20 protein-coding genes and 1 tRNA gene are annotated in these 22,640 nt (G+C 39.7%); 1 reads left to right on the forward strand and 20 read right to left on the reverse strand.

Annotated elements, in window-relative coordinates; translation table 11 throughout:
• Positions 1-15 precede the first annotated feature (15 nt).
• The 12 genes from dnaK to JR334_04530 all read right to left on the reverse strand — a co-directional run bounded on the left by dnaK (position 16) and on the right by JR334_04530 (position 11,485).
• Positions 16-1,833, reverse strand: a complete 1,818-nt coding sequence (dnaK, locus tag JR334_04475; GenBank protein ID QRN86482.1) for a molecular chaperone DnaK — start codon at positions 1,831-1,833, stop codon at positions 16-18.
• The gene (gene grpE, locus JR334_04480; protein ID QRN86483.1) at positions 1,830-2,408 is read right to left on the reverse strand and encodes a nucleotide exchange factor GrpE; all 579 of its coding nucleotides are present in this window, start codon (positions 2,406-2,408) and stop codon (positions 1,830-1,832) included. Before grpE ends, dnaK begins: the two co-directional genes overlap by 4 nt.
• A gap of 60 nt (positions 2,409-2,468) precedes the next feature.
• Positions 2,469-3,491, reverse strand: coding sequence for a heat-inducible transcription repressor HrcA (hrcA, locus tag JR334_04485; protein ID QRN86484.1), 1,023 nt, complete (start codon positions 3,489-3,491; stop codon positions 2,469-2,471).
• A gap of 271 nt (positions 3,492-3,762) precedes the next feature.
• The gene (locus tag JR334_04490; GenBank protein QRN86485.1) at positions 3,763-4,638 is read right to left on the reverse strand and encodes a DUF89 family protein; all 876 of its coding nucleotides are present in this window, start codon (positions 4,636-4,638) and stop codon (positions 3,763-3,765) included.
• Complete coding sequence (locus tag JR334_04495; protein ID QRN86486.1) at positions 4,635-5,000, reverse strand: DUF134 domain-containing protein; 366 nt, start codon at positions 4,998-5,000, stop codon at positions 4,635-4,637. The genes JR334_04490 and JR334_04495 overlap by 4 nt, the downstream gene beginning before the upstream one ends.
• Before the next feature lie 67 nt (positions 5,001-5,067).
• On the reverse strand, positions 5,068-5,304 hold the full coding sequence (locus JR334_04500) for a DUF5320 domain-containing protein (GenBank protein ID QRN86487.1): 237 nt from the start codon (positions 5,302-5,304) through the stop codon (positions 5,068-5,070).
• 141 nt (positions 5,305-5,445) lie between these two features.
• A complete protein-coding gene (gene secF, locus JR334_04505; GenBank protein ID QRN86856.1) occupies positions 5,446-6,297 on the reverse strand; it encodes a protein translocase subunit SecF in 852 nt (283 codons plus the stop codon).
• Between the two features lies 1 nt (position 6,298).
• Positions 6,299-7,561, reverse strand: a complete 1,263-nt coding sequence (gene secD, locus JR334_04510; protein ID QRN86488.1) for a protein translocase subunit SecD — start codon at positions 7,559-7,561, stop codon at positions 6,299-6,301.
• A 62-nt stretch (positions 7,562-7,623) separates the two neighbouring features.
• Positions 7,624-7,905, reverse strand: coding sequence for a preprotein translocase subunit YajC (gene yajC, locus JR334_04515; GenBank protein QRN86489.1), 282 nt, complete (start codon positions 7,903-7,905; stop codon positions 7,624-7,626).
• 88 nt (positions 7,906-7,993) lie between these two features.
• Entirely contained in the window at positions 7,994-9,151 is a 1,158-nt protein-coding gene (tgt, locus tag JR334_04520) for a tRNA guanosine(34) transglycosylase Tgt (GenBank protein QRN86490.1), read from the reverse strand.
• On the reverse strand, positions 9,132-10,154 hold the full coding sequence (queA, locus tag JR334_04525) for a tRNA preQ1(34) S-adenosylmethionine ribosyltransferase-isomerase QueA (GenBank protein QRN86491.1): 1,023 nt from the start codon (positions 10,152-10,154) through the stop codon (positions 9,132-9,134). The genes tgt and queA overlap by 20 nt, the downstream gene beginning before the upstream one ends.
• 74 nt (positions 10,155-10,228) lie before the next feature.
• Entirely contained in the window at positions 10,229-11,485 is a 1,257-nt protein-coding gene (locus JR334_04530; protein QRN86492.1) for a Glu/Leu/Phe/Val dehydrogenase, read from the reverse strand.
• Between the two features lie 252 nt (positions 11,486-11,737).
• Here JR334_04530 and fusA point away from each other — a divergent pair, with 252 nt between their 5' ends.
• The gene (gene fusA, locus JR334_04535) at positions 11,738-13,807 is read left to right on the forward strand and encodes an elongation factor G (GenBank protein QRN86493.1); all 2,070 of its coding nucleotides are present in this window, start codon (positions 11,738-11,740) and stop codon (positions 13,805-13,807) included.
• A gap of 133 nt (positions 13,808-13,940) precedes the next feature.
• Here fusA and JR334_04540 read toward each other — a convergent pair whose 3' ends face one another.
• From JR334_04540 to JR334_04575, 8 genes are all read right to left on the reverse strand, one after another.
• Complete coding sequence (locus tag JR334_04540; GenBank protein QRN86494.1) at positions 13,941-14,816, reverse strand: leucine-rich repeat domain-containing protein; 876 nt, start codon at positions 14,814-14,816, stop codon at positions 13,941-13,943.
• A 370-nt stretch (positions 14,817-15,186) separates the two neighbouring features.
• Positions 15,187-15,942, reverse strand: a complete 756-nt coding sequence (locus tag JR334_04545) for an SDR family oxidoreductase (protein QRN86495.1) — start codon at positions 15,940-15,942, stop codon at positions 15,187-15,189.
• A gap of 71 nt (positions 15,943-16,013) precedes the next feature.
• Positions 16,014-17,186 carry a DUF4872 domain-containing protein gene (locus tag JR334_04550; GenBank protein ID QRN86496.1) on the reverse strand — a complete coding sequence of 391 codons (1,173 nt, stop codon included), beginning with the start codon at positions 17,184-17,186 and terminating at the stop codon, positions 16,014-16,016.
• A gap of 182 nt (positions 17,187-17,368) precedes the next feature.
• Positions 17,369-17,444: transfer RNA gene (locus JR334_04555), tRNA-Trp, on the reverse strand.
• Positions 17,445-17,532: 88 nt separating this feature from the next.
• Positions 17,533-19,941: an O-antigen ligase family protein gene (locus JR334_04560; GenBank protein ID QRN86497.1), complete on the reverse strand. Its 2,409-nt coding sequence runs from the start codon at positions 19,939-19,941 to the stop codon at positions 17,533-17,535.
• 12 nt (positions 19,942-19,953) lie between these two features.
• Complete coding sequence (gene galU, locus JR334_04565) at positions 19,954-20,823, reverse strand: UTP--glucose-1-phosphate uridylyltransferase GalU (GenBank protein ID QRN86498.1); 870 nt, start codon at positions 20,821-20,823, stop codon at positions 19,954-19,956.
• Position 20,824: 1 nt separating this feature from the next.
• The gene (locus JR334_04570) at positions 20,825-21,418 is read right to left on the reverse strand and encodes a UbiX family flavin prenyltransferase (protein ID QRN86499.1); all 594 of its coding nucleotides are present in this window, start codon (positions 21,416-21,418) and stop codon (positions 20,825-20,827) included.
• Positions 21,419-21,420: 2 nt separating this feature from the next.
• The gene (locus tag JR334_04575) at positions 21,421-22,638 is read right to left on the reverse strand and encodes an aspartate kinase (GenBank protein ID QRN86500.1); all 1,218 of its coding nucleotides are present in this window, start codon (positions 22,636-22,638) and stop codon (positions 21,421-21,423) included.
• Positions 22,639-22,640 lie beyond the last annotated feature (2 nt).

The raw sequence follows: 22,640 nt of genomic DNA on the forward strand, positions 1-22,640 counted from the left end.
TAAAATATGCGTTCCTTATTCGTTGTCGTCAACAACCTCATAGTCCGCATCCATAGCATCATCATCACCTGAACCACTTGCTTCAGCATCTGCTTCACTTGCAGCCTGATATACCTTAGTCGTTACCTCATTTAAGGCAGCAGTCAAAGAAGCTGTTTTTTCCTTCATATCGGAAACATCTCCGCTATCGATAGCTTTTTTCAGTTCTTCACGAGCTGCTTCAACTTTTTGCTTGTCTTCAGCGCTTACCTTATCACCTAGTTCAGTAATTGCCTTGTCAGACTGGTAATACAATGCATCCGCTTCATTTTTAGTGTCAATTTCTTCTTTTTTCTTAGCATCTTCTTCTGCGTATTTTTCTGCATCATTGACCATTTTCTCAATATCGTCATCTGATAAACCAGAAGAAGCCTGAATGGTAATATGTTGTGATTTGCCTGTTCCTTTGTCTTTGGCTGAAACCTTCAAGATACCATTTGCATCGATATCAAAAGTTACCTCAATTTGAGGCACACCTCTTGGAGCTGGTGGAATTCCATCCAATACAAAGTTGCCCAACGTTTTATTGTCAGCAGCCATTTTTCTCTCGCCTTGCACAACATGAATCTCAACACTTGGCTGAGAATCTGATGCAGTGGAAAACACCTGGCTCTTAGAACTAGGAATCGTAGTATTGCGCTCGATGAGCACAGTAGATACTCCACCTAGTGTTTCAATTCCCAAAGACAATGGTGTTACATCCAACAGTAAGACGTCATTTACTTCACCAGTAAGCACACCACCTTGAATGGCTGCTCCCAATGCTACACATTCATCCGGGTTAATACCTTTATAAGCATCTTTACCGGTAATTTTCTTAATTGCTTCTTGCACTGCAGGAATTCTGGTGGAACCACCAACTAGTATTACCTTGTCAATTTCAGAAGCGCTGATACCTGCATCCTTAAGAGCTTGTTTTGTTGGTCCAACTGTCGCTTCAACCAAGCTTCCCGTTAATTCGTCGAATTTAGCACGAGATAGATTTAAGTCTAAGTGCTGTGGGCCTTGCTCATTGGCTGTGATAAACGGAAGATTTATGTTCGTGGTCGTCACGGTAGAAAGCTCACATTTCGCTTTTTCAGCGGCTTCCTTCAAACGTTGCAAGGCCATCTTATCACCTTTTAGATCAATACCATGACTTTTCTTAAACTCAGCAATCATCCATTCCATAACTTTTTCATCAAAGTCGTCACCACCCAAATGGTTATTACCACTAGTAGCTTTTACTTCAAACACACCATCACCAAGGTCCAAAATCGATACGTCGAAGGTACCACCACCAAGGTCAAAAACAAGAATGGTCTGTTCGTGATCGTTTTTATCCAAGCCATAAGAAAGTGAAGCAGCAGTAGGCTCATTCACAATCCGTTTTACATCTAGGCCAGCAATTTTACCGGCATCTTTTGTTGCTTGTCTCTGGCTATCTGAAAAATAAGCCGGCACAGTAATCACAGCCTCTTTTATTGGTTCACCCAAATAGGCTTCTGCATCCGTTTTCAACTTTTGAATAATCAGTGCAGAAATTTCCTGTGGCGTATATTTTTTTCCTTGTAGTTCTTTCGTATAACTTGTTCCCATATGTCTTTTAATTGACATCACCGTGTTGTCAGGATTGGTAATTGCCTGTCTTTTGGCTACCTGACCTACTAGACGTTCTCCGTCCTTGGTAAAAGCAACCACAGATGGGGTTGTGCGGTTACCTTCCGCATTGGGAATTACCACTGCTTCTCCGCCTTCCATGACGGACATACATGAATTTGTTGTTCCTAAGTCAATACCTAATATTTTACTCATTGCTCCTCCTTATTATTTGTGCAATATTTGCCAACCTTTACCATACTAGGACGTATTACTTTTCCATTAATGGTGTATCCTCGTTGCAAGTCTTCAATTACTAAATCGTCTTGATCCTCTGAATCTGCCTCTACCTGCATAATTGCCTGGTGGAATTCCGGATCAAAAGGATTGCCTTCTGCATCAATGGGTGCTAACCCATGTTTGGTTAGGACTTCTTCAAACTGACGGTATATAAGTTCCATTCCTTTTTTCAGTTCTGCAAAGCCACTTTCATTTTCTTCCACTTTCAGTGCTCTGGAAAAATTATCCACTACAACTAGAAGTTCTTCGATGACTTGTTCTCTACCCAGACAGGTCATGTTGCTCATTTCTTGTCTGCTCCTGCGCTTGTAATTGTCAAAATCAGCCTGCAATCGCTGGAATTTACTCAATTCAATCATCTCTTCTTCTGGACTGGTTTCACCCATACCATCGTCTACGGTCACATCTGTATCGTTAGCAACCTCTTCTTTCTCTTCCTTCAGGTTTTCATCCTGTTTTGTTGTATCCATATTTTCCTTTTCCTTTGTCATTGTTTCACCACCTTGTCGTTGCTTCCATTAATCTATAGGACTAGGTCTCCCTAGCTATAATCATCTTAATAATCGTATCAAAGATACACTTAATCCTTCTGAGACCTTCTCTAGTAAGGTAGAACTTTTTGAATACGTCATCCTCGTCGGCCCAATCACTCCGATGGTTCCGACCGGCTTTCCATTAATACAATAGGTACTGGTTATGACCGACAAGCCTTCAAGATTATCTAGAGGTACTTCCTCCCCAATCTTAATACGGATTCCTTCTGGTCCACTTTCAACCAAGCGCTGCAAGGCTTTTTGCTGTTCAAAAAAGCTCAATAAGTCCCGCACCTTTTCAACGTCCTTGAACTCCGGTTGATTAAAAATATTTAGCGTACCGGATATATGTATATTCCTTACGTTATTGTTGGTCGCAATCTCTGTTAGAGCATGTAGCACATCTTCTAGTATCAATTTATCGGCCACTGATTGAAAAGCCAATTTATCTACCAGATCACCACTTAGCTCATTTACTTCTTTTCCTTTTAATTGCTCATTCAGGACTTTACTGATATGAAGATAATCCTCATCTTCCATATGACCCACTACATTAACCTGATAATTCTTAATCTCACCATCATCTAGCACAATGACCAACAAAGCTAGCTTATCATCTATACCAACCAATTTTATGTGTCTATACTTTTTTTGAGTAAAATTTGGTTCACTGACGATGGAAGGATAGCTGGTTAACTCAGAAAGAATTTTCCCCGCGCGTTCAAGCAAAGAATCAAGCTTATCTACACGCTCATCCAACTGATTATCAATCGCTTTCTTTTCAGAAAGAGCTAGACGGTATTTCTCCATCAAATAGTCTACATAATAGCGATAACCAAGTTCAGATGGAATTCTTCCCGCAGAAGTATGAGGTTGTTCAATATAGCCGAGTTTTTCAAGATGAGCCATCTCATTTCGAACAGTGGCTGAGCTAACATCCAGACCATATTTATTGGTTATATTTTTTGAGCTTACAGGCTCAATCTTTCCAATATATTCACGAATGATTGCCCTTAAAATGAGCTGCTTTCGATCGTCCATATCTTACTCCTTTTAGCACTCTATTAAGATGAGTGCTAAAGATAAAGTATCACGCGTGTTTTCTTTTGTCAAGAAAAATAGGGAATTTGGTCAAAAAAGGTCAAGACTGCATTATCAACAGACTTAACCTTTATTATTTCACCACATTATTAACATATTTAGCACCGAATTGAAGTTGTTTTGATATGGTAAATACGCTTTGTTACTTTCAATCCAATTTTTATTCCCTCCAACAAGCTGTTGCATAATTATTGAAATAATTCGCTACTTATTAAAGTCTTGATTCGTGCGTAAACACTCCATCAAATTTATTCATATTAAAGCGTTTTGTAAATAAATCGCATTTACATAAAAATAAATAGAAAATGTTTTTTCCACAACCTACTAGGGTCTCGAAATTTCCTTGCCCTTTGGCTAGTACCAAATCAGCATCTTCAATTAGAGATAATGCGTCCTTTGAAATATAATCTAGCTGCGTACCAGGTATATCCGACCCATTGGCGTACACTGTGACCAATTCATTCAGACCAATCTGTGCAGCATCTTCCATCGTTGCATCATTGAATATCGGCTTACCTCTCACTATAAATGCAATCTTAAGATTGGGAAATTTTTCTGTTAATATCTTCACAAAAATTTTGTCTAGGACAATCTCACCAGCATTATCCCCTATATAAACCAACTTGTTTGCCGATTCTAATTGCAAAAAGAATTCGTCTAATATTTCATTATCCAACTCAATATTTATAGCACTCGCTAAAAGTTTTTCAAGTTCTTCTTCAGGCACATCATCCATTGCCCCAAAATCAATTAAATTGCCAACCATAGCATATTTCAAAGCAGCTATGACGGGTTTTTTTGATTCCCTAATAAGGCTTTCTATACCAAATTCTTTTGTCAGCAATAATTTGTTGTAAGCAACCTTCTGCTTTTTATACGGATCTTCCAGATTCATATCTTTCAATAAAACACGCATCATCTTAGCACTTAAGTGCGGTGCCGTATCATTCTGCTCAGCTTCGGCTGCTAGATGATAAATCTTTTTCATAAAATGCAATTTGTCAGAAGATATCTCTGATAGCTGATCATACAAATTATCAATTTTCTTAATCGTACAAAGAACACAGTCCGGTGAAATTTCCATCATCTTCTGCCTCTTCTACGTCTACCAGGAGGGCAATTTTTACATACAGGCAAATCTTCCATCTCATTACAAAGCATGAAATCGCCTCCTTCAATACGCAAGTGTCTTCCCTCTACTAGACAACAGGCAATCTTCTTTCGCAAACTTTCATAGGTGCGTTGAATTGAAGACCTAGCTACACCCATAGCCTCGGCTGCTTCTGTTTGATTCATACCTTCAAAATCCATCAATCGCATACATTCATATTCTACAATGCTCATAATAATGGTATCCGAATCAGTTTCCTCTAAGGTCAAATTACTCGGTCCATACGTTAGATTCTCCGGCAGTTCACATACTCTCCTTGGTTTCGGTGGTCTCGACATGGTCTCCTCCTTTTACTTGTCTTTAACCATAGTAACAAAAAAGGAGTGGATTTCCACCCCTTTTTTGTTATTTCTCTTCACTTTCGCCTACTTCATTGTCAATTGCATCCAAACGGCTCTTCAACCAAGACCTTTCTTCTTCCAAACTCAGAGCGCTATAACCGCTTTGGCGATAACCACGTCCAAATCCCATTCTTTGGCCTCGGCCTACACCGTAAGTAGGTCTTGCAGTATTACAATAACCCAAACCTCGTCCAGTCATACTGCCCATCCCTCTAGGACCACTTCCATCTCTAGCTGGCATAATCTCATCTCCTTTTTATGGGTATATACCCTTATCTACTTATTAGTATAGACTATTTTGGGTATATGTCAATTACTTATGTACTGTCCACAAAAAAAACAGGCAAGTGCATTAGCACCTGCCTGAAACTACCGAATAACACTATTTTCTTATCTTTTTATGGCCAGCCATATCAATCCACAATGGACTTGCAATGAAGATAGATGAATAACCTCCAAATACCGTGCCAATTAACATCGCTAATACGAAATCATGAATGGTTGAACCACCCACCAAGAATAGGCTAAGCAACACTATGATTACCGCAACAGACGTACTGATTGAACGGAACAGTGTTTGGTTGATACTTAGATCTACAATCTGCTCATCTGTTCTCTTCATTCTCTTATTCAAATTCTCTCGAATTCTGTCAAAGATTACAATACTATCGTTGATTGAATAACCAATAATCGTCAATAGGGCCGCTACAAAGGCACTATTCACTTCAATTTGTAGAATGGAAAAAATACCTACAGTGATTAGAACATCGTGGACTAAGGCCAACACTGCTGCGATGCCAAAGAAAAACTCAAACCGAATGGTGATATATATAATCATCAGTATTGCCGCTATTCCCAAAGCCAGCAAGGCATTCCTTGTGAGTTCTTCACCAATGCTCGCACTTACCTTTTCATTTCTGTCTACTGTAACTTCGCCAAATTCTTCTGTGAGATTATCAATCAAATCAATAGAAGCGGTTTCATCAAGTTCTTCCGTTCGCAATATGTATTTATTTTCTCCAGCTTCTTGGATATTATAACGAAATCCCTGAGTATCCAAATAGGATCTGAGATCGTCAACATTGGTTGTCTCGTTAAAAGACAAATCCAGCATGTTACCACCAGTGAAATCAATACCATAATTCAGTCCTTGAATCATCATTGAAATAAGTCCAACTATGATGATTACGGCTGAGAAAATATACCATTTCTTTCTGTTCTCAATAAATTTGATATTAGTCAATTTTCTCAACTCCTTTCCTACTTACACCATAATAGGCGATATTCTGCAAGGAAGGAATCTTTACGACCAAGCGCAATACAAACCGTGTCAGCAGAAGTGCTGTAATCATATTGGCAACAATACCCAAGGTCAGAGTCAGCGCAAAGCCACGAATTGAGCCTGTTCCGAACTGGAACAATACTGCCGCTCCAATAATCGTAGTTAAGTTAGAGTCAAAGATTGTCCAAAAGGCTCTACGGAAACCAGCTTCAACTGAAGCCCGAAGACTTTTACCATTGCGGATTTCATCCTTGATTCTTTCAAAGATAATGATATTAGCATCAGCTGCCATCGCTACCGTCAACAGTATACCGGCTAGTCCAGGTAAGGTTAGAACTGCCCCCACTGCTACCAAACCTAACAGTAGTAGCAAGCCAAAAACAATCAAGGTTATGTCAGCCATGAGTCCTGGTAAACGATACACAACTAGCATAAACAAAGCCAACAAGGATAAACCAATAATAATGGCCGTTGTAGAGCTTTCCAGTGAATCAGATCCCAAAGAAGGTCCTACTGTTCTTTTCTCTACGATTTGTGTGCCCACAGGTAGTGCACCTGCACGAAGTAATGAAGCCAAATCTGCTGCATCTTCAAATTCTGCAAAGCCTCCACTAATTGAAGCTACCCCATTGGTAATTGCCGTATTGACATGTGGTACGGTAAGCACCTCATCATCTAATACAATAGCAATCACACGTCTCTCGTCATTACTAGGGTATAGAGACACTAACTGACTAGTTGCCTCAGCGAATAGGGCTGCTCCTTCGCTATCAAATTCAATATTTATCTCAGGTTGACTTTTGCTGTTGATGACGGCTTTCGCCTCTTTAAGCATGTCACCCGTTACGATAACATCACCATCAATGGTTACAAATTCCAATTTTGCAGTTTTACCAATAATTTCAACTGCCTTTTCAGGATTATCAATACCTGCCAACTCTACTACCAAGCGGTCATTACCGGACAGCTGAATGATTGGCTCACTAACGCCAAGTTCATCAATACGCTCCCGCATAACAGCTTGCAGCTGTTTCATTTCATCCGTGCTTACTTCTTCACCTTCATCAGGTACCGCTTCCAATACTACGTGTACTCCACCTTGAAGGTCCAATCCCAAACCGATATGTTGAAGTAATGGTTTGGTCAAGAAGATGCCACAGAGGATAATAATAGTCGTAATCAGAGCAACTGATACGGCACTTCTGTTATTTGACATTCTTTTCTCCTTAGTTATTGCTTTTTCAGAATAAAACTCTTCCCCGATGGGAAGAGCTTTGATTATTCAGCTTCTTTCGTTTCCAATACTCGTGCTACAGCAGCTTTTTCCATTGTAATCTCTACGCCTTTGGCAACATTAACTACAATTATTCCTTTATTGCTGTCGATACTGGTAACCGTTCCGTGTATCCCCGAATAAGTTACAATATCTGCACCCTTCTGCAAGGAAGTCATCAATGCTTCTTTTCTAGCTTTCTCTTTTTTCTGAGGTCTGATGATCATCAGATAGATTAATCCTATAAAGAACGCGATGTACACTACCAATCCCATTGTTTGATCCATTGTCCCACCACCTTTCAAGGTTACTTTCTAGACTATTTTAACACAAAATATCCATTCATGTTACTTTTTCTTCAACTTGTATAGCCCGCTATTTTTTTATGTCTTCCTTATAATACTTTCGCAAGAAGTTTTCTGTGTACTCTATTTCCCGTTCTTCCTTGATAGATTCCCGTAAACCTTTCATCATATTGATTAGGAAATGCAAATTATGAATGCTCAACAAGTGGAATCCCGTTATTTCCTCCGCTTTCACTAAATGTCTCAAATAGGCCCGACTAAAATTACGGCAAGTATAACAATCGCATTCGTGGTCAAGAGGTGAAAAATCATCTCTAAATTTGGCTTTGCGAATAGAAAAATAGCCTTCACTAGTCATTGCGCCACCATTTCTGGCTATGCGCGTTGGTAAAACACAATCACACATGTCCACACCCATCAAGGCACCTCTAAGAAGATAGTCTGGTGTCCCCACGCCCATCACATATCTAGGTTTGTCTTCAGGTAAAAGGTCAATTGTGTGATCCAACAAATCAAAATACATTTCCTTTGGTTCTCCTACGCTTAATCCACCAATGGCAAAGCCAGGAAAATCCATGGAACATATTTCATGGGCACTTTGGGTGCGCAAATCCTTATACATACCACCTTGGACGATACCAAAAAGAGCTTGGTATTCATGACTGTGAAAGTCTAAGCAACGCTTAGCCCAACGGGTTGTACGGTCCAAAGCTCCCTTTGTCTCTTCATAACTGCATGGATAAGGAGCACACTGGTCGAATGCCATTGCAATATCTGAGCCCAAATCCATTTGGATTTGCATGGACTTCTCTGGGTCGATGAAATGCTTGGAGCCGTCGATATGGGAGCGGAAATGAACTCCATCCTCTTCAACTTTATTAATAGCATTTAAGCTGAATACTTGAAAGCCACCAGAATCCGTCAGAATTGGTTTATCCCAATGCATAAACGTATGTAACCCCCCAGCTTGCTTAATCAGTTGATTGCCAGGGCGAAGATAAAGATGGTAGGTATTGGATAGTATGATTGACGCATTTACCTCCTCCAAATCTTTTGGAGTCATGGTTTTCACTGTTGCCTGCGTCCCCACTGGCATAAATACGGGTGTTTCAATCTCACCATGTACAGTGCTTATTTTACCCAAACGAGCCCGAGTATTTTTGCTTTTCTTTTCTACCTTATAGCCAAAACTCACTTTCTTTCCTCCATTATTCAATAAACATCGCATCGCCAAAACTAAAAAAGCGGTACTCTTTCTCGACAGCTTCCTGGTATGCTTTCATTACCAATTCACGTCCCGCAAAAGCACTAACCAACATAATCAAGGTAGATTTTGGTAAATGGAAATTTGTAATTATCGCATCTACCAATTTATACTCATAACCTGGATAGATAAATATATCTGTATCTCCTTTATGAGCTTTAATCTTCCCTTCATCACGCATTAGAGACTCTAGGGTTCGAACACTAGTCGTTCCGACCGCAATAACTCGTCTCTTTTCGTCTTTTGCTTTTTGCAAAATATCTGCCGTTTTCTGAGGAACCTCATAATATTCAGTATGCATCTTATGGTCCTCGATGGTATCTACTTTTACAGGTCTAAAAGTACCTAAACCTACGTGCAAAACTACTTCACACAGTATCACGCCCTTATCTTGTAAACGTTTCATTAGGCTTTTTGTAAAATGTAGTCCTGCTGTTGGTGCCGCGGCAGAGCCATCGTATTTCGCATAAACGGTCTGATACCGTTCCTTATTTTCAAGTTTCTCCGTAATATATGGTGGCAGTGGCATCAAACCAATTTCATCCAAAATTTCTTCAAAAACACCATCATATTTGAATTTTATAAAGCGGGACCCACTAGCCTCATCAATCCCAGTACATACACAGCTAAGACGATCTCCAAAGGTCAGTTCTACGCCCTTTTTCACTCTCTTCCCAGGTCTTGCTAACGCTTCCCACTCATCATTGCCCAAATTTTTTAATAACATGATCTCTATGTTCGCACCGGTACTTTTCTTGCCAAAAATGCGGGCTGGAATAACTTTGGTATTGTTTAAAACCAATACATCACCCTGGTGTAAATAGTCTTCAATATCTCGAAAGACCTTATGTTCAATACTTTTATTTTCTTTATTGATTACCATAAGCCGCGATGAATCCCGGGGTTCAACCGGAGTCTGTGCAATCCTATCGTGTGGCAGTTCGTAGTCGAAATCCTCTACTTTCATGTTTCCTCCAAAAAAAAATTGCCTGTAGCAATTCATTATACTACAGGCAACCTTATTCTTCTAGCTTGATCTCTTTACGGGAATACTCCACGGATGCGTCTTGCTTCAACTAGACGATTCATGGCTACCATATAGGCACCCGTTCTCAAAGTGCAATTTTTTTGTTTCGCAGATTCCCAAACTTCATTAAAGCTGCGAATCATAATCTTCTCAAGATTGCGGTTTACTTCATCTTCGTCCCACATTAAAGACTGGATGTTTTGAACCCACTCAAAATAGGAAACAACCACGCCACCTGCATTGGCAAGAATATCTGGAACTACGGTGATATTCTTTTCTTCCAATATCGTATCGGCTTCACTTGCAGTCGGTCCATTAGCACCTTCTACAATAATCGTTGCTTTCATGTTTTTAGCAACTTCTGCAGTAATCTGATTCTCTAATGCTGCTGGAACAAGGACTTCACAGTCACAAGTTAGCAGTTCATTATGCTTGATTTCTACAACACCTGGTGCTTCATAGCCTTTCAATAGGCAATCATGGGCATTCCAGTAATCATTTACTGCATCAATGTCGAATCCATCTGCACAGTAAAAAGAAGCAGATACATCGCCAATTGCAACAATTTTACAACCTTCGTCGCACATCAGACGTGCAGCAGTCCGGCCAACATTTCCATAACCTTGAACAGCTACTCTCGTACCTTTTAGCTCTTTACCTTGCTTCTTAAGAATCTCTCTAGCTGCAAACATAACACCACGGCCCGTAGCTTCAGGTCTTCCTAATGATCCTCCTACAGCTAACGGCTTACCAGTTACAACACCGGGAACTGAATAGCCCTTGAACATGCTGTATGTGTCCATTATCCAAGCCATAATTTGTCCATTGGTATTTACGTCTGGAGCTGGGATATCTTTTTCTGGTCCAATCAAAGGCAAAATGCCTGCAGTGTATCTTCTTGTTAAGCGTCTCAGCTCATTCTCTGATAAAGTGCTGGGGTCAACTTGAACTCCGCCTTTACCACCACCATAAGGGATATTTACAACTGCACATTTCAGGGACATCCAAGCAGCTAAGGCCTTCACTTCATCCAAGTCGACGTTCTGATGATAGCGGATACCACCTTTACAAGGTCCACGTACACTAGAATGTTGTACACGGAATCCTTCAAAGACTTTTACCGTTCCATTATCCATAGTAATTGGTATGGATACTTTCAGTTCGCGTTCTGGATAACGAAGGAAGTTATAGTCACTTTCTTCAATCCCCAAAAGTTCAGCAGCTACATCTAAAGTGTGTAGCATCTGGTCATAAGGGTTATACTCCTTCATACTCTACCTCCTTGAATACAATCTCCACGTACATCTTAGTACAGGCTTGGTTCTATGTCTAGTACTTTTTCCATTATTTATGGTCCATTATTAATTAGTAATTTCTTGCACTTCATAAGATACATTTCTATTATATTTTAGAACTCAATCCAAATTTATTAGAGGATTTTGACAACGAATATTTAATTTATATAAAGAGTGAACTATGCAGTATTACGAACTATAAATTCCAAAAGTCCAAGGAGGATGCACATGAAAGTATTTCAATCAGAAAAAATTAGAAATGTAGGCTTAGTTTCCCATGGCGGGGCGGGTAAGACATCCCTGGCCGAAGCACTCCTTTACAACGTTGAGATGACCAATCGACTGGGAAAGGTAGATGAAGGCAATACCGTGCTTGATTACCTTCCGGAAGAGACTAAGAGGAATATGACTGTATTTCTTGCCATGGCTCCCATAGAATGGAAAGAATGCAAAATTAATTTAATTGACACACCAGGGTATGCCGATTTTGCTGGAGAAATCCAATGTGCTTTGCGAGCAGTTGATGCTCTAATTTTCAATGTATGTGCCGTTTCCGGTGTCGAAATTCGAACTGAGATGATTTGGGAAGAGGCAGATAATTATAATCTACCTCGTATAGTATATATCAACAAAATGGACAGAGATAACGCGGACTTCTATAGAACCTTAGCGGACTTGAGGCATAAATTTACCAAAAGAAGACTTGTGCCCCTACAATTCCCCATCGGAAGTGGTGACGATTTTGAAGGCATTGTCGACCTGCTTACTATGAGGGCAGTTAAATGGGATCGTCCAAGTCATAGCTGGAAAGAATTGGATATCCCCTTGGAATACCAAGAAAGTATTAAAAAGCATCATCTGGAGCTAGTTGAGGCAGCTGCCGAAGGAGACGATGAGCTTTTGATGCGCTATCTAGACGGTGAAGAACTGTCTACGGAGGACCTATTGGAAGGATTGCAAAAAGCTTCCAAAAAAGGTGAAGTTGTTCCTATTCTATGTGGTTCTGCAACACAGAATATTGCAACTGCTCCTCTACTGAATAAAATTGTGGACTATTTCCCCTCACCTGTTGAATCAGCTAAAACTACATCCGTTGAATATGGACTATCAACAGATGGATTTGCAGGCATTGTATTCAAAACCATTTCTGATAACTTCATCGGTAAAATTTCATTCATTCGAATCGTATCCGGAACCCTAAAAAAAGATATGCTACTATACAATTCTGATAAGGAGAATGAAGAAAAAGTTCCTCATCTCTATACTGCTCTTGGCAAAGACCTGCAGGAAATTGACGAAGCTAGAGCTGGCGATATTGTCTGCCTAACTAAACTAACTAGCACCGTAACAGGAGACACTCTTTGCACTAAAGATAATATTGTAAATCTTGAGAAAATCGCCTTCCCATCACCAAATTATGCCAAAGCAATTCAGCCTAAAAGTAAAGATGATGAAGATAAATTGGGAAATGCTTTTGAAAAGTTGCTAGAAGAAGATCCCTCTCTTGCTATCATCCGAAACAAAGAAACCCATGAAACTACTGTAAATGGTATGGGAAACATGCATATCGATGTAATGGTTTCTCGGCTGGAAAGAAAGTTTGGTGTCGAAGTTGTTTTAAGCGATCCAATCATTCCTTATCGCGAGACCATCACTCAATCAGTTCAAAAAGTGGAAGGGAAACATAAAAAACAATCGGGTGGTCATGGCCAATATGGACATGTATACATCAATATTGAGCCCCTCTTTGATGGCGATTTTGAATTTGAAGAAACCATATTTGGTGGTTCTGTTCCCCGAAACTATATCCCTGCTGTTGAAAAAGGTGTCCGTGAAGCTATGGAGCATGGCGTCTTAGCTGGATATCCTATGACCAGAATCAAAGTTACTTTAACAGATGGTTCATACCACTCAGTGGATTCTTCGGAGATGGCTTTTAAAATGGCTGGTTCTCTGGCCCTTAGAGCAGCAGTCGCCAAGGCTTCCCCCGTACTATTAGAACCTATCGTTAAGGTTGCAGTAACAGTTCCAGAAACATACATGGGAGATATCATGGGGGACCTCAACACCAAGCGTGGTAAAATACTAGGTATGGAAGCCAAAGGTAGCAAACAAACTATCTCGGCGTTAGCCCCTCTTTCTGAAATGTGTAAATATGCAATCGATCTTAAATCTCTAACACAAGGTAAGGGAGCTTTCACCATGGATTTTGATAGCTACGATATTGTACCCAATAATTTGGTTTCGAAAATCGTGGAAGATAAAAAGCACCTCGATGAAGAAGCATCCAATCACTAATTTCCAAACCTAAAAAGTGGTGAACAGAATTCTGTTCACCACTTTTTTTAACTCATCTAATTATCACAAAATATGTCTTCCATCAGATTTATTGTAATCAATAAATCATGTATTCCTTTCTACAAAAATACCATCAGTTTCCTTGCTTAATCCAACTCTCTCCATTCCAAATATACGTTCCAGCACCTTGCGAGGAATACACTTGCTTGAATTCATCCGTATGCTCACCTAATGCTTCTGTCCCAATATCACTTACTTCTGAACCAATCGTAATTTTATTTAAGTCATTCCCAGCAAACGCCTTTTGCTCTATCTTTTGAAGACTCGATGGAAGTTTAATCTCGGTCAAATTATTATCCTTAAATGACCACAAATCGATCCTCTCTACCGAATCAGGAATCGTAACACTCGCGATATTATTATCTTGGAAGGCATGGGCGTGAATTTGGACAACCTGACTTCCTTCCTGAAAAGATACTGCCACAAGTCCTTTGTCTTTAAAAGCATTTTGCCCGATCATTTTTAAGACAACCCCATCTAGTGAATTAGGAATAACGATATCCTTTGAACTCCCAGAATACGTTTGGCTTCCATTCCAAGCACCAAGAAGGCCATTCGATACACTTAACCCGTCCTCTGAAGAAATAACATAAAATGAATCCGGAAACAGTAAATACCACCTTTCGTCATCAAGCATCCAGGCAAAGGTAGCATCTTTACTTTGTGGTTCTACAAAGGAACTCAAATAACCATCTTCTACCAATATGTTTATCAATTCTGTGTTGCTTTTGGTTTCATCCTCAAAAGGATCCGATGATTCATTACTAATCCGATATATTGGTGTCAGGGTATTTAAAAGCCCAACAGTAGACTGGTCAACAGAGATTTTAGCACGTTCAGTAAATCCAAATAGCCTTGGAACTGTAACGGAAGCTAGTATGCCCACTATAACGATAACAACAATTAATTCTATCAGTGTAAAGCCCTTATGTTTGCCCATTCTGGTCATAGTATATTCCACCTTTTCCTAGTATCGTTTATCTGTATTTCCAATACAGTTTGGCTATGGCTACCCTGCGCACTCGGATAACTCTTTATCTGCTAAAATTGATTCAGCCATTTCTATTCAACAGTCTAACTACCAACGGCTTCGTTAAATCACAACAATGAAGCAAATCACCATAATAGAATAATTATAACATAAATCTATTTTACAAAATATCAATAAGTATTATATACTATTTAGATTTTCCAAGGGATACTGTACACTCAGCCATATAAAAAAAATGATACAGCCATGAATGGCGATATCATTTTTTTAAAATATTCTTCTAAGAGCAACCTACTAGTGAACGTAGGCAACTTTAGCAAATAATTATCTATACATCCATAATTCCAACATGACAAGTTATACCACCATCCATCACATTGACTGACCCGTTCATATAAGCTTGTTCGATTAAAAAGAACATCATTTCAGCCAATTCTTCTGGTTTTGCTATGGTATGGGTTGGAGTCATACTCATAACTTTCTTGGTGTAATCATCTACCGCATCATCCTGTGCACCCATGGCCGTTTGTACATAGCCTGGACATACAGCATTACAGGTTATACCATATTTACCCCATTCAGCAGCGATTGTCCTCGTATAGCCAATAACAGCGTGTTTCGTAGCAACGTAAGATGATGAGCCCGGTGATCCATACATTCCTTGAATAGAGGCTGTGTTCACAATTCTACCAAACCCTAATTCTTTCATTTTGGGAAGCAGATTATGTGTAAACAAATATACGCTCTTAATATTTACACCAAAAACAAGATCAAATTCTTCTTCAGTGACTTCATCCACGCGATGGAACGGGCCGCCGATACCTGCATTATTAATAAGAATCGTAGGTACGCCAAATTCCTTTTCTACCTGTTCAATACAAGATTCTACATCAGCCTTTTTGGATACATCACAACGAACTGCGATAGCCTCCCCACCAGCCTTCTTAATCTCATCTGCTACTTTCTGAGCTTGCGCTTCTGCGATATCCACGACAGCTACTTTAATGCCCTCACTAGCAAATTTCTTAGCGGTAGCTGCTCCAATGCCATTACCAGCTCCCGTTACGATTGCAATTTTCTCCATATCTTTACCCCCTAATTCAGTATAGTCGTATATACTAATGTCAGAATACGGCAAAATCCTTAGATTGTCAATCACAAACTAGTCAATTCATCCTGATAAACCGTCTCAAGCATTTCCATAGCTTCCTTCTCACGCTCATAGATAACATACATACTTTCACTCATTTGACCTAAAATAGTATCTAAATTAACTGCTTCCAGTTCTTTTTTGGCATCATTCATTACCAAACGAAACTTCTGATTAAAATCAATTGCATCGTCGATATGGATTCCTTTCTTGCCGATATCTGTCAGTCTAGTCTTCATCAGTTTTCTCAGATTTGCAAGACTGTCGTATTGGTCGCTTAGTGCCAAGTATGAAAACTCAGCCCATAGACCTCCTAATCGAAAATAGTCTTTGCTGATCTGCTCCAAATGTCTGTTGTTGAGTATCTGTGACGACTCAGACAAGAATTTTGAATATATATATCTATATCCTCCACCATCGCTAAAAATATTAATATTTAGAAAACATTGAATCAGACAATCTAGAAGATAATGCTTGTCTCGATTGCTAAACATAGTAATCCAACCTGTATCAGATTTATTATCAATTAAACTCTTGGACCATTTTTTTAAAGTTGGAATCGCATAGCTTCTAGAATTAGAGCCCATGTTCTCAACACAGTCCTTGATGCCCGTCCGTATTGCTTTGCCAACATCAACCGGCTGCCTGTTATCCAAAACCCAAATTCTATTTTTTAAATTCTTTATGGCCATGCGTGCCATGCTCAGTTGTTCAGGAGTTAAAGAAAATTGAAATCCACTGTCGTTTAGAATATAGTTTCCATCTTTTTTAGCTACAACCTGAACCACTCTACCATAGCAACCAGCGCAAATCTGTTTCACTTTTAGATAGTTAATATAATAAGCATCAATCCAAATCAAGCAGGGTCCTTGTTTCAAAGCTTCATCCAGCCATAGTTCCGCTTTTGAAGTACTACTCGTTGAAAGAATATCTGCCTCGATGCCCAACCTTTCTGTCGCTTTATCGATAAACAGGCTCTTATGGTTCCATCCATTTCGAAAGCCAACGGTTAGAACCACATCCGTTTCTCTAGGATCACACAAGTTGTAACCGATTCCGATTCCTCCAGAAATGCCAAATATCAAAGGAGCAGTGAGGTGCCCTATCAAATTTCTTTGTTTTAGACATTCCATAATTCCCCAGGAAATATTTTCTCTATAATTATTCTGATCGAACATAAGACCCTCCTTTAATCAAAACTATCTTCTATACCATTGTACTAAAAAAAAGGCTAAGATAATAGGCTTTTATTTCTCAGTTCCCACAAATAGTTGAAAGCATGGTTCCTACATGATTTTGCGCTTCTAATCAAATAATTACATAAAAAAAACCTAAAACCTTGATAACAAGATTCTAGGTTTGGCAGGGGAGACAGGAATTGAACCCGCAACCTACGGATTTGGAGTCCGCCACTCTACCAATTGAGCTACTCCCCTTCGTTTTGACACATCTAACATTATACGAATATAAGATAGCGCTGTCAATACAATAAATACCTGATTTTTCAATTTCTAAAGCGCAGAACTATTCGTTCTGCGCTAATTCCCATAATTCCGGAACTTTTCGAAACTGTGAAAATGTTTTCTTGTTAAAGTTATTATCCCATTCTTCCTCATCCATCAAGTCTAAATACTTCTGAACCTCGTCTAGGTTACCCAACTTATCATTGGCTAAGGCTAGCCAAAAGTATGTTGACATTGCCGTTAAATCCCTATCGATTGCACTTTCTAGAATTCTAGTAGCTTTTTCAAAATCTCCCAAAATATAGGCTGCTGCTCCAGCATTACTGAGGATATTCGGTGATTCTATCACCGGGTCAATCTTGAGCACGGTCGTATCCATCAAATTGCGCCGAATAGTCCGCATCTCTTCATATTGCTTTGGATACTCTATGGCCGCTTCTAAATATTCTTTGACCACAGAATCATTCACTTCATCCGCAGTAGCACTACTTTGCAGAATTCGCAAACTGGTCATGAGAAATAAGTCAGATTGAACCGTCCTATATTTATTGTTCCAGGGAGCAAGCTCAACTGCTCGATTTGCATTTTCCATCGCACCAGTATAGTCTTTCATCTGCCATGAAATTTTTACCTCTTCTTCATATACCTTGGAATCATACGGCGATACCTTCTGCGCTTTTTTCAAATACTCTAATGCACCATCATAATCCTTTTGTTGCAGATAAAATGTTGAGATATCGATCAACGCATCTTTATTTAAAGGCCAATATCTAGTACTCGATAAAAAGTGCTCAAGTCCTTCATCGTACTTTTCTTCCCGAATGGCTTCAATTGCTTTAATTTCTTCACTTCTTGAAAGCTTGTAGGATAAACCTATATAGCCAATACCCAAAGTTACCACCAAAGTTAGGGCAATTATCGGTATTCTCCACTTGCTTGCTTGCTTGGGTGAAAGAACACGACCTAGACTTTTCTGATCAATTTGATGCAGACTATTACTCACACCAAATAATGCAAACAAAAACAGTAACGTACAGGATAAGGAAAAGTCAAAATCAATAAGAGCATGACCACCCAAGGCCAATGCTGAAATAACTAAAGAGGCCTGAAGCAATTTCTGTTCATCGTTTCCCTTTCGCCAAATGCTAAATCCATACAGAATGAGTAAGACCCATATTCCTGCAAAAGATAGGAAACCTATTAATCCTGTTTCTACCAAAATTTGAATCCAACTACTGTGTACTTGAGTAGTACTATAATCATAAGTCTGAAATGACTTATATGACGCTTCCCAGGCACCTCCCCCATGTCCAAAAATGGGGTGCTCCATGAAAATTCCCTCAATCGCTTCCCGCATCCAAAACAAACGGCTCCATGCACTATACGTGTCAAGGGAGATATCCCGGTTTATGGTTGAAATATCATTTTTATCTGTTGACGCTATCGTTTCCGAAGTCACGCTTGGTTCGGCAACTTCAGTATTTTCTTGCTTATCACCAATCACTGAAAATCCAAAAACAGCTTGGAACATAAATAGCACTACTAGCACTGTTTCAATTGCAATAATGACTTTCCTGTTTCTTTTTTTGAACCAATCGGTTTCAATAACCTTATTTCGAAACCAGGTAAGTGCTAGCGTTATGGCAACAGCTATAAGGATCAAAAGAAAGGCTATGTCTGAATTCTTATCCGCACAAGCCAACAGAAATTTTCCATGAATCAGATAGGCCGGCACAGAAGAAATCAGCATGGTAGTCAAGAAAGACATACGTTTTGAAGCTGGAACAAATAGATAAAATAGGGCAATTACAACTAGCCAGACCAAAAATGCGCCCCTTGATAAGGTCGCGAAAAAAGCTAGCATGGTAAACATTTGCACCAGAACATATAGATATGGCAATCTGTCTTTTTCTAATAGATAAAGTCCCAATACAAAAATAGCCAAAAACAATGCCGCCGCAGTATTGGGGTACTGTAACGATGTAAATAGCCTGTATCCACTAAATCCATCTTTTATTGTTATAAAGCCCATCGCTCCAGCCAGGGCAATTATTCCTACCAATGCGCCCGAAAAATAAAGACTTCGGATTACTATGTCTACCTTCTTTTTATTAAAAGAAAGATTGCTGACAGACCAAAATACAATAAAAAACATAATCGTCTTTGAAAACTCTATAAATGCTAATTCATGGTCTGCCGCCCCTAGTAGAAAGGGAACAATATACGACAATAGAAATAGCAGTACCAGGCGATTCATCCAGGTTGGTAGAACACTATACTCTCTTTGTGTCGTCTTCCATAACCACGTAACAAAGAAAGCCGCACTTAATACCATCAAAGCAACCATCTGTTCGCTTACAAAAAATAAGCCTCTAAAATAAGGGGCAATTGCCACGGTTCCCATGATTAAAATGAATGCTATCTTCCAGAAAATATTCGTGTTTATAACCTCATGACTATTCTTATTCAATTACATATCCTCCTATGGTGTTTCACCCATAAGCTGCTCTAAATAGTTGTAAAATTCGTCACGGAATTCCTCGCGATTTAAGGCAAACTCAACGGTCGCTTTCAGATATCCCAGTTTGTCACCCGTGTCATATCTCTTGCCAATAAATTCATACGCATATACATCTTGCGTTTCCATCAGTACCTTTATGGCATCAGTCAGTTGGATTTCTCCGCCCTTCCCAGGCACAGTCTTCTCCAAAATTGAAAATATCTCCGAATCCAAAATATACCGCCCGATAATTGCCTGATTACTAGGCGCTTCTTCAAAGCTCGGTTTTTCAACCATATCACTTACTTTTATAATGCGATCGTGGTAGCGTTTTCCATCTACTATTCCATACTTTTCAACATCAGCATCACTTACCTTCATCGTAGCTAGAATATTACCACCCAATTTATTTTTTTCATCTATCATTTGTTTTAGACAGGGTTTGCTTCCTGTAATTAAATCATCACCCAGCAAGATGGCAAATGGCTCATCACCAACAAAGCTCTTGGCACACAAAACAGCATGTCCAAGACCTTTGGCTTCTTGTTGACGAATGAAATGAACATTACACAGTCCTGCCGGTTTACACACTGTATCCAATTCATCTTTTTTGTTGCGCTTTTCCAGTATATCTTCTAACTCATACGCTTTATCAAAATGATCTTCAATGCTCTGCTTATTTCTTCCGGTAATAATTAGAATATCCTGAATACCCGACGCGGCTGCCTCTTCTACGATATATTGAATCGATGGTTTATCAACTACAGGAATCATTTCTTTGGGCACTGCCTTAGTAGCAGGTAGAAATCTTGTCCCCAGTCCGGCCGCAGGTATAATTGCTTTTCTTATCATATTATCCCTCCCATCGTCGGTATACATCTTGTTCAACCCCCAAATGGTCCAAAACTCTTCCAACCAGATTATCTACCAAATCATCAATACTCTCCGGATGATTATAGAAGGCCGGCATAGCAGGAATGATATCAACACCCATCCTTGCAAGTGTCAAAAGGTTATTCAAATGTATTTCACTAAATGGTGTCTCTCGAGGAACCATAATCAAATTTCTTTTTTCCTTAAGTATCACATCAGCACTTCGTTCAAGAAGGTTTATACTTCTACCAGTTGCAATACCACTTACCGTGCCCATGCTGGCCGGTATAACCACCATACCATCCATACGAACAGAGCCACTAGCAATACTAGCTCCGATATGAGCTTCGTCATACAAGTGAATGGCAGTTGTTTGAAACAAATCATCTAGATATTGCTGGTCTTGCTTTGGGTTTCCACTCAGCGACCAGCCCAACTCATAGTTGGCTACTTCTCTGCCTGCATTCGTGATGACCAAATGGACCTCAATACCTGATTTAAGCAGATATTCTATCAGCTTTTTAGCATAGCAAGAGCCACTTGCACCAGTAATACCGACAATGATTCGCTTCATGATTATTTCCTTTCAAGGCCGAACTTATCGTGTAAAGACTTGACGGCTTCTTGTACCTCTTCTCTAGCAACAATGCATGATACCTTGATTTCTGATGTTGAAATCATCTGGATATTAATATCAACGTCTGCTAAAGCCTCAAACATACGCGCCGCAACACCTGGATTGGACTGCATGCCAGCACCTACAATGCTCACCTTCGATACGGTATCATCAAACGCTATCCCATGAGCCTTCAGCTCTGTATTCAGGTCTTCCATAACCGCCAGTGCAGCCTTCGATTCACTAGTTGAAACAGTGAACGAAATATCGTTAGTATCATCCTTATGGTTGCTCTGAACAATCATATCCACATTAATATTTTCCTTAGCCAAACGATTGAATATATTCATAGCAACACCAGGGATATCAGGTACACCAACGATGGTAATTTTGGCTACTCTAGTATCAAATGCTACTCCATTAACAATTACACTTTTTTCCATTTCTGAAACCTCCCTAACAATGGTTCCCACACTATCGTTAAAACTCGAACGCACATGAATCTTCACATTATACTGCTTGGCATATTCTACGGAACGAGGCTGAAGCACAGCCGCACCTAAGCTCGCCATTTCTAACATTTCGTCATATGAAATATACTCCAATTTGCGAGCATTGGGCACCACGCGTGGATCCGTCGTAAATACTCCATCCACATCTGTATATATCTCACAGACATCGGCATGTAGCGCTGCAGCCAAAGCTACAGCAGTAGTATCGGAGCCACCTCGACCCAAGGTAATTATTTCACCGCTATGCGTCATGCCTTGGAAGCCAGCAACAACCAAGATATTGCCTTCATCGAGTCTTTGTTTCATGTTTTTAGTATCAATGTTCTTTATTTTACCTTTGCCAAAGAACTCGTCAGTTTCAATACCTGCTTGTCCTCCTGTAAAGGAGATTGCCTTGTGTCCCATTTCCTCTATCGCCATCGTCATTAAGGAAATTGTCACTTGCTCTCCAGTCGATAGGAGCATATCCATCTCCCGCGGAGAAGGATTGTCACTAATTTCCCTCGCTAGCGCCACCATTTGATTCGTGCTTCTACCCATCGCTGATACGACTAACACAACTTGGTTACCCTCTTCTTTACAGCGAATCGCCTTTTTAGCTACTCTTTTGATACATTCGGGATTGGCTACCGAAGTACCCCCGAATTTTTGGACAACAATACCCATAA

The organism is Clostridia bacterium (genome assembly GCA_016887505.1).
GTDB lineage: Bacteria > Bacillota > TC1 > TC1 > UBA5767 > UBA5767.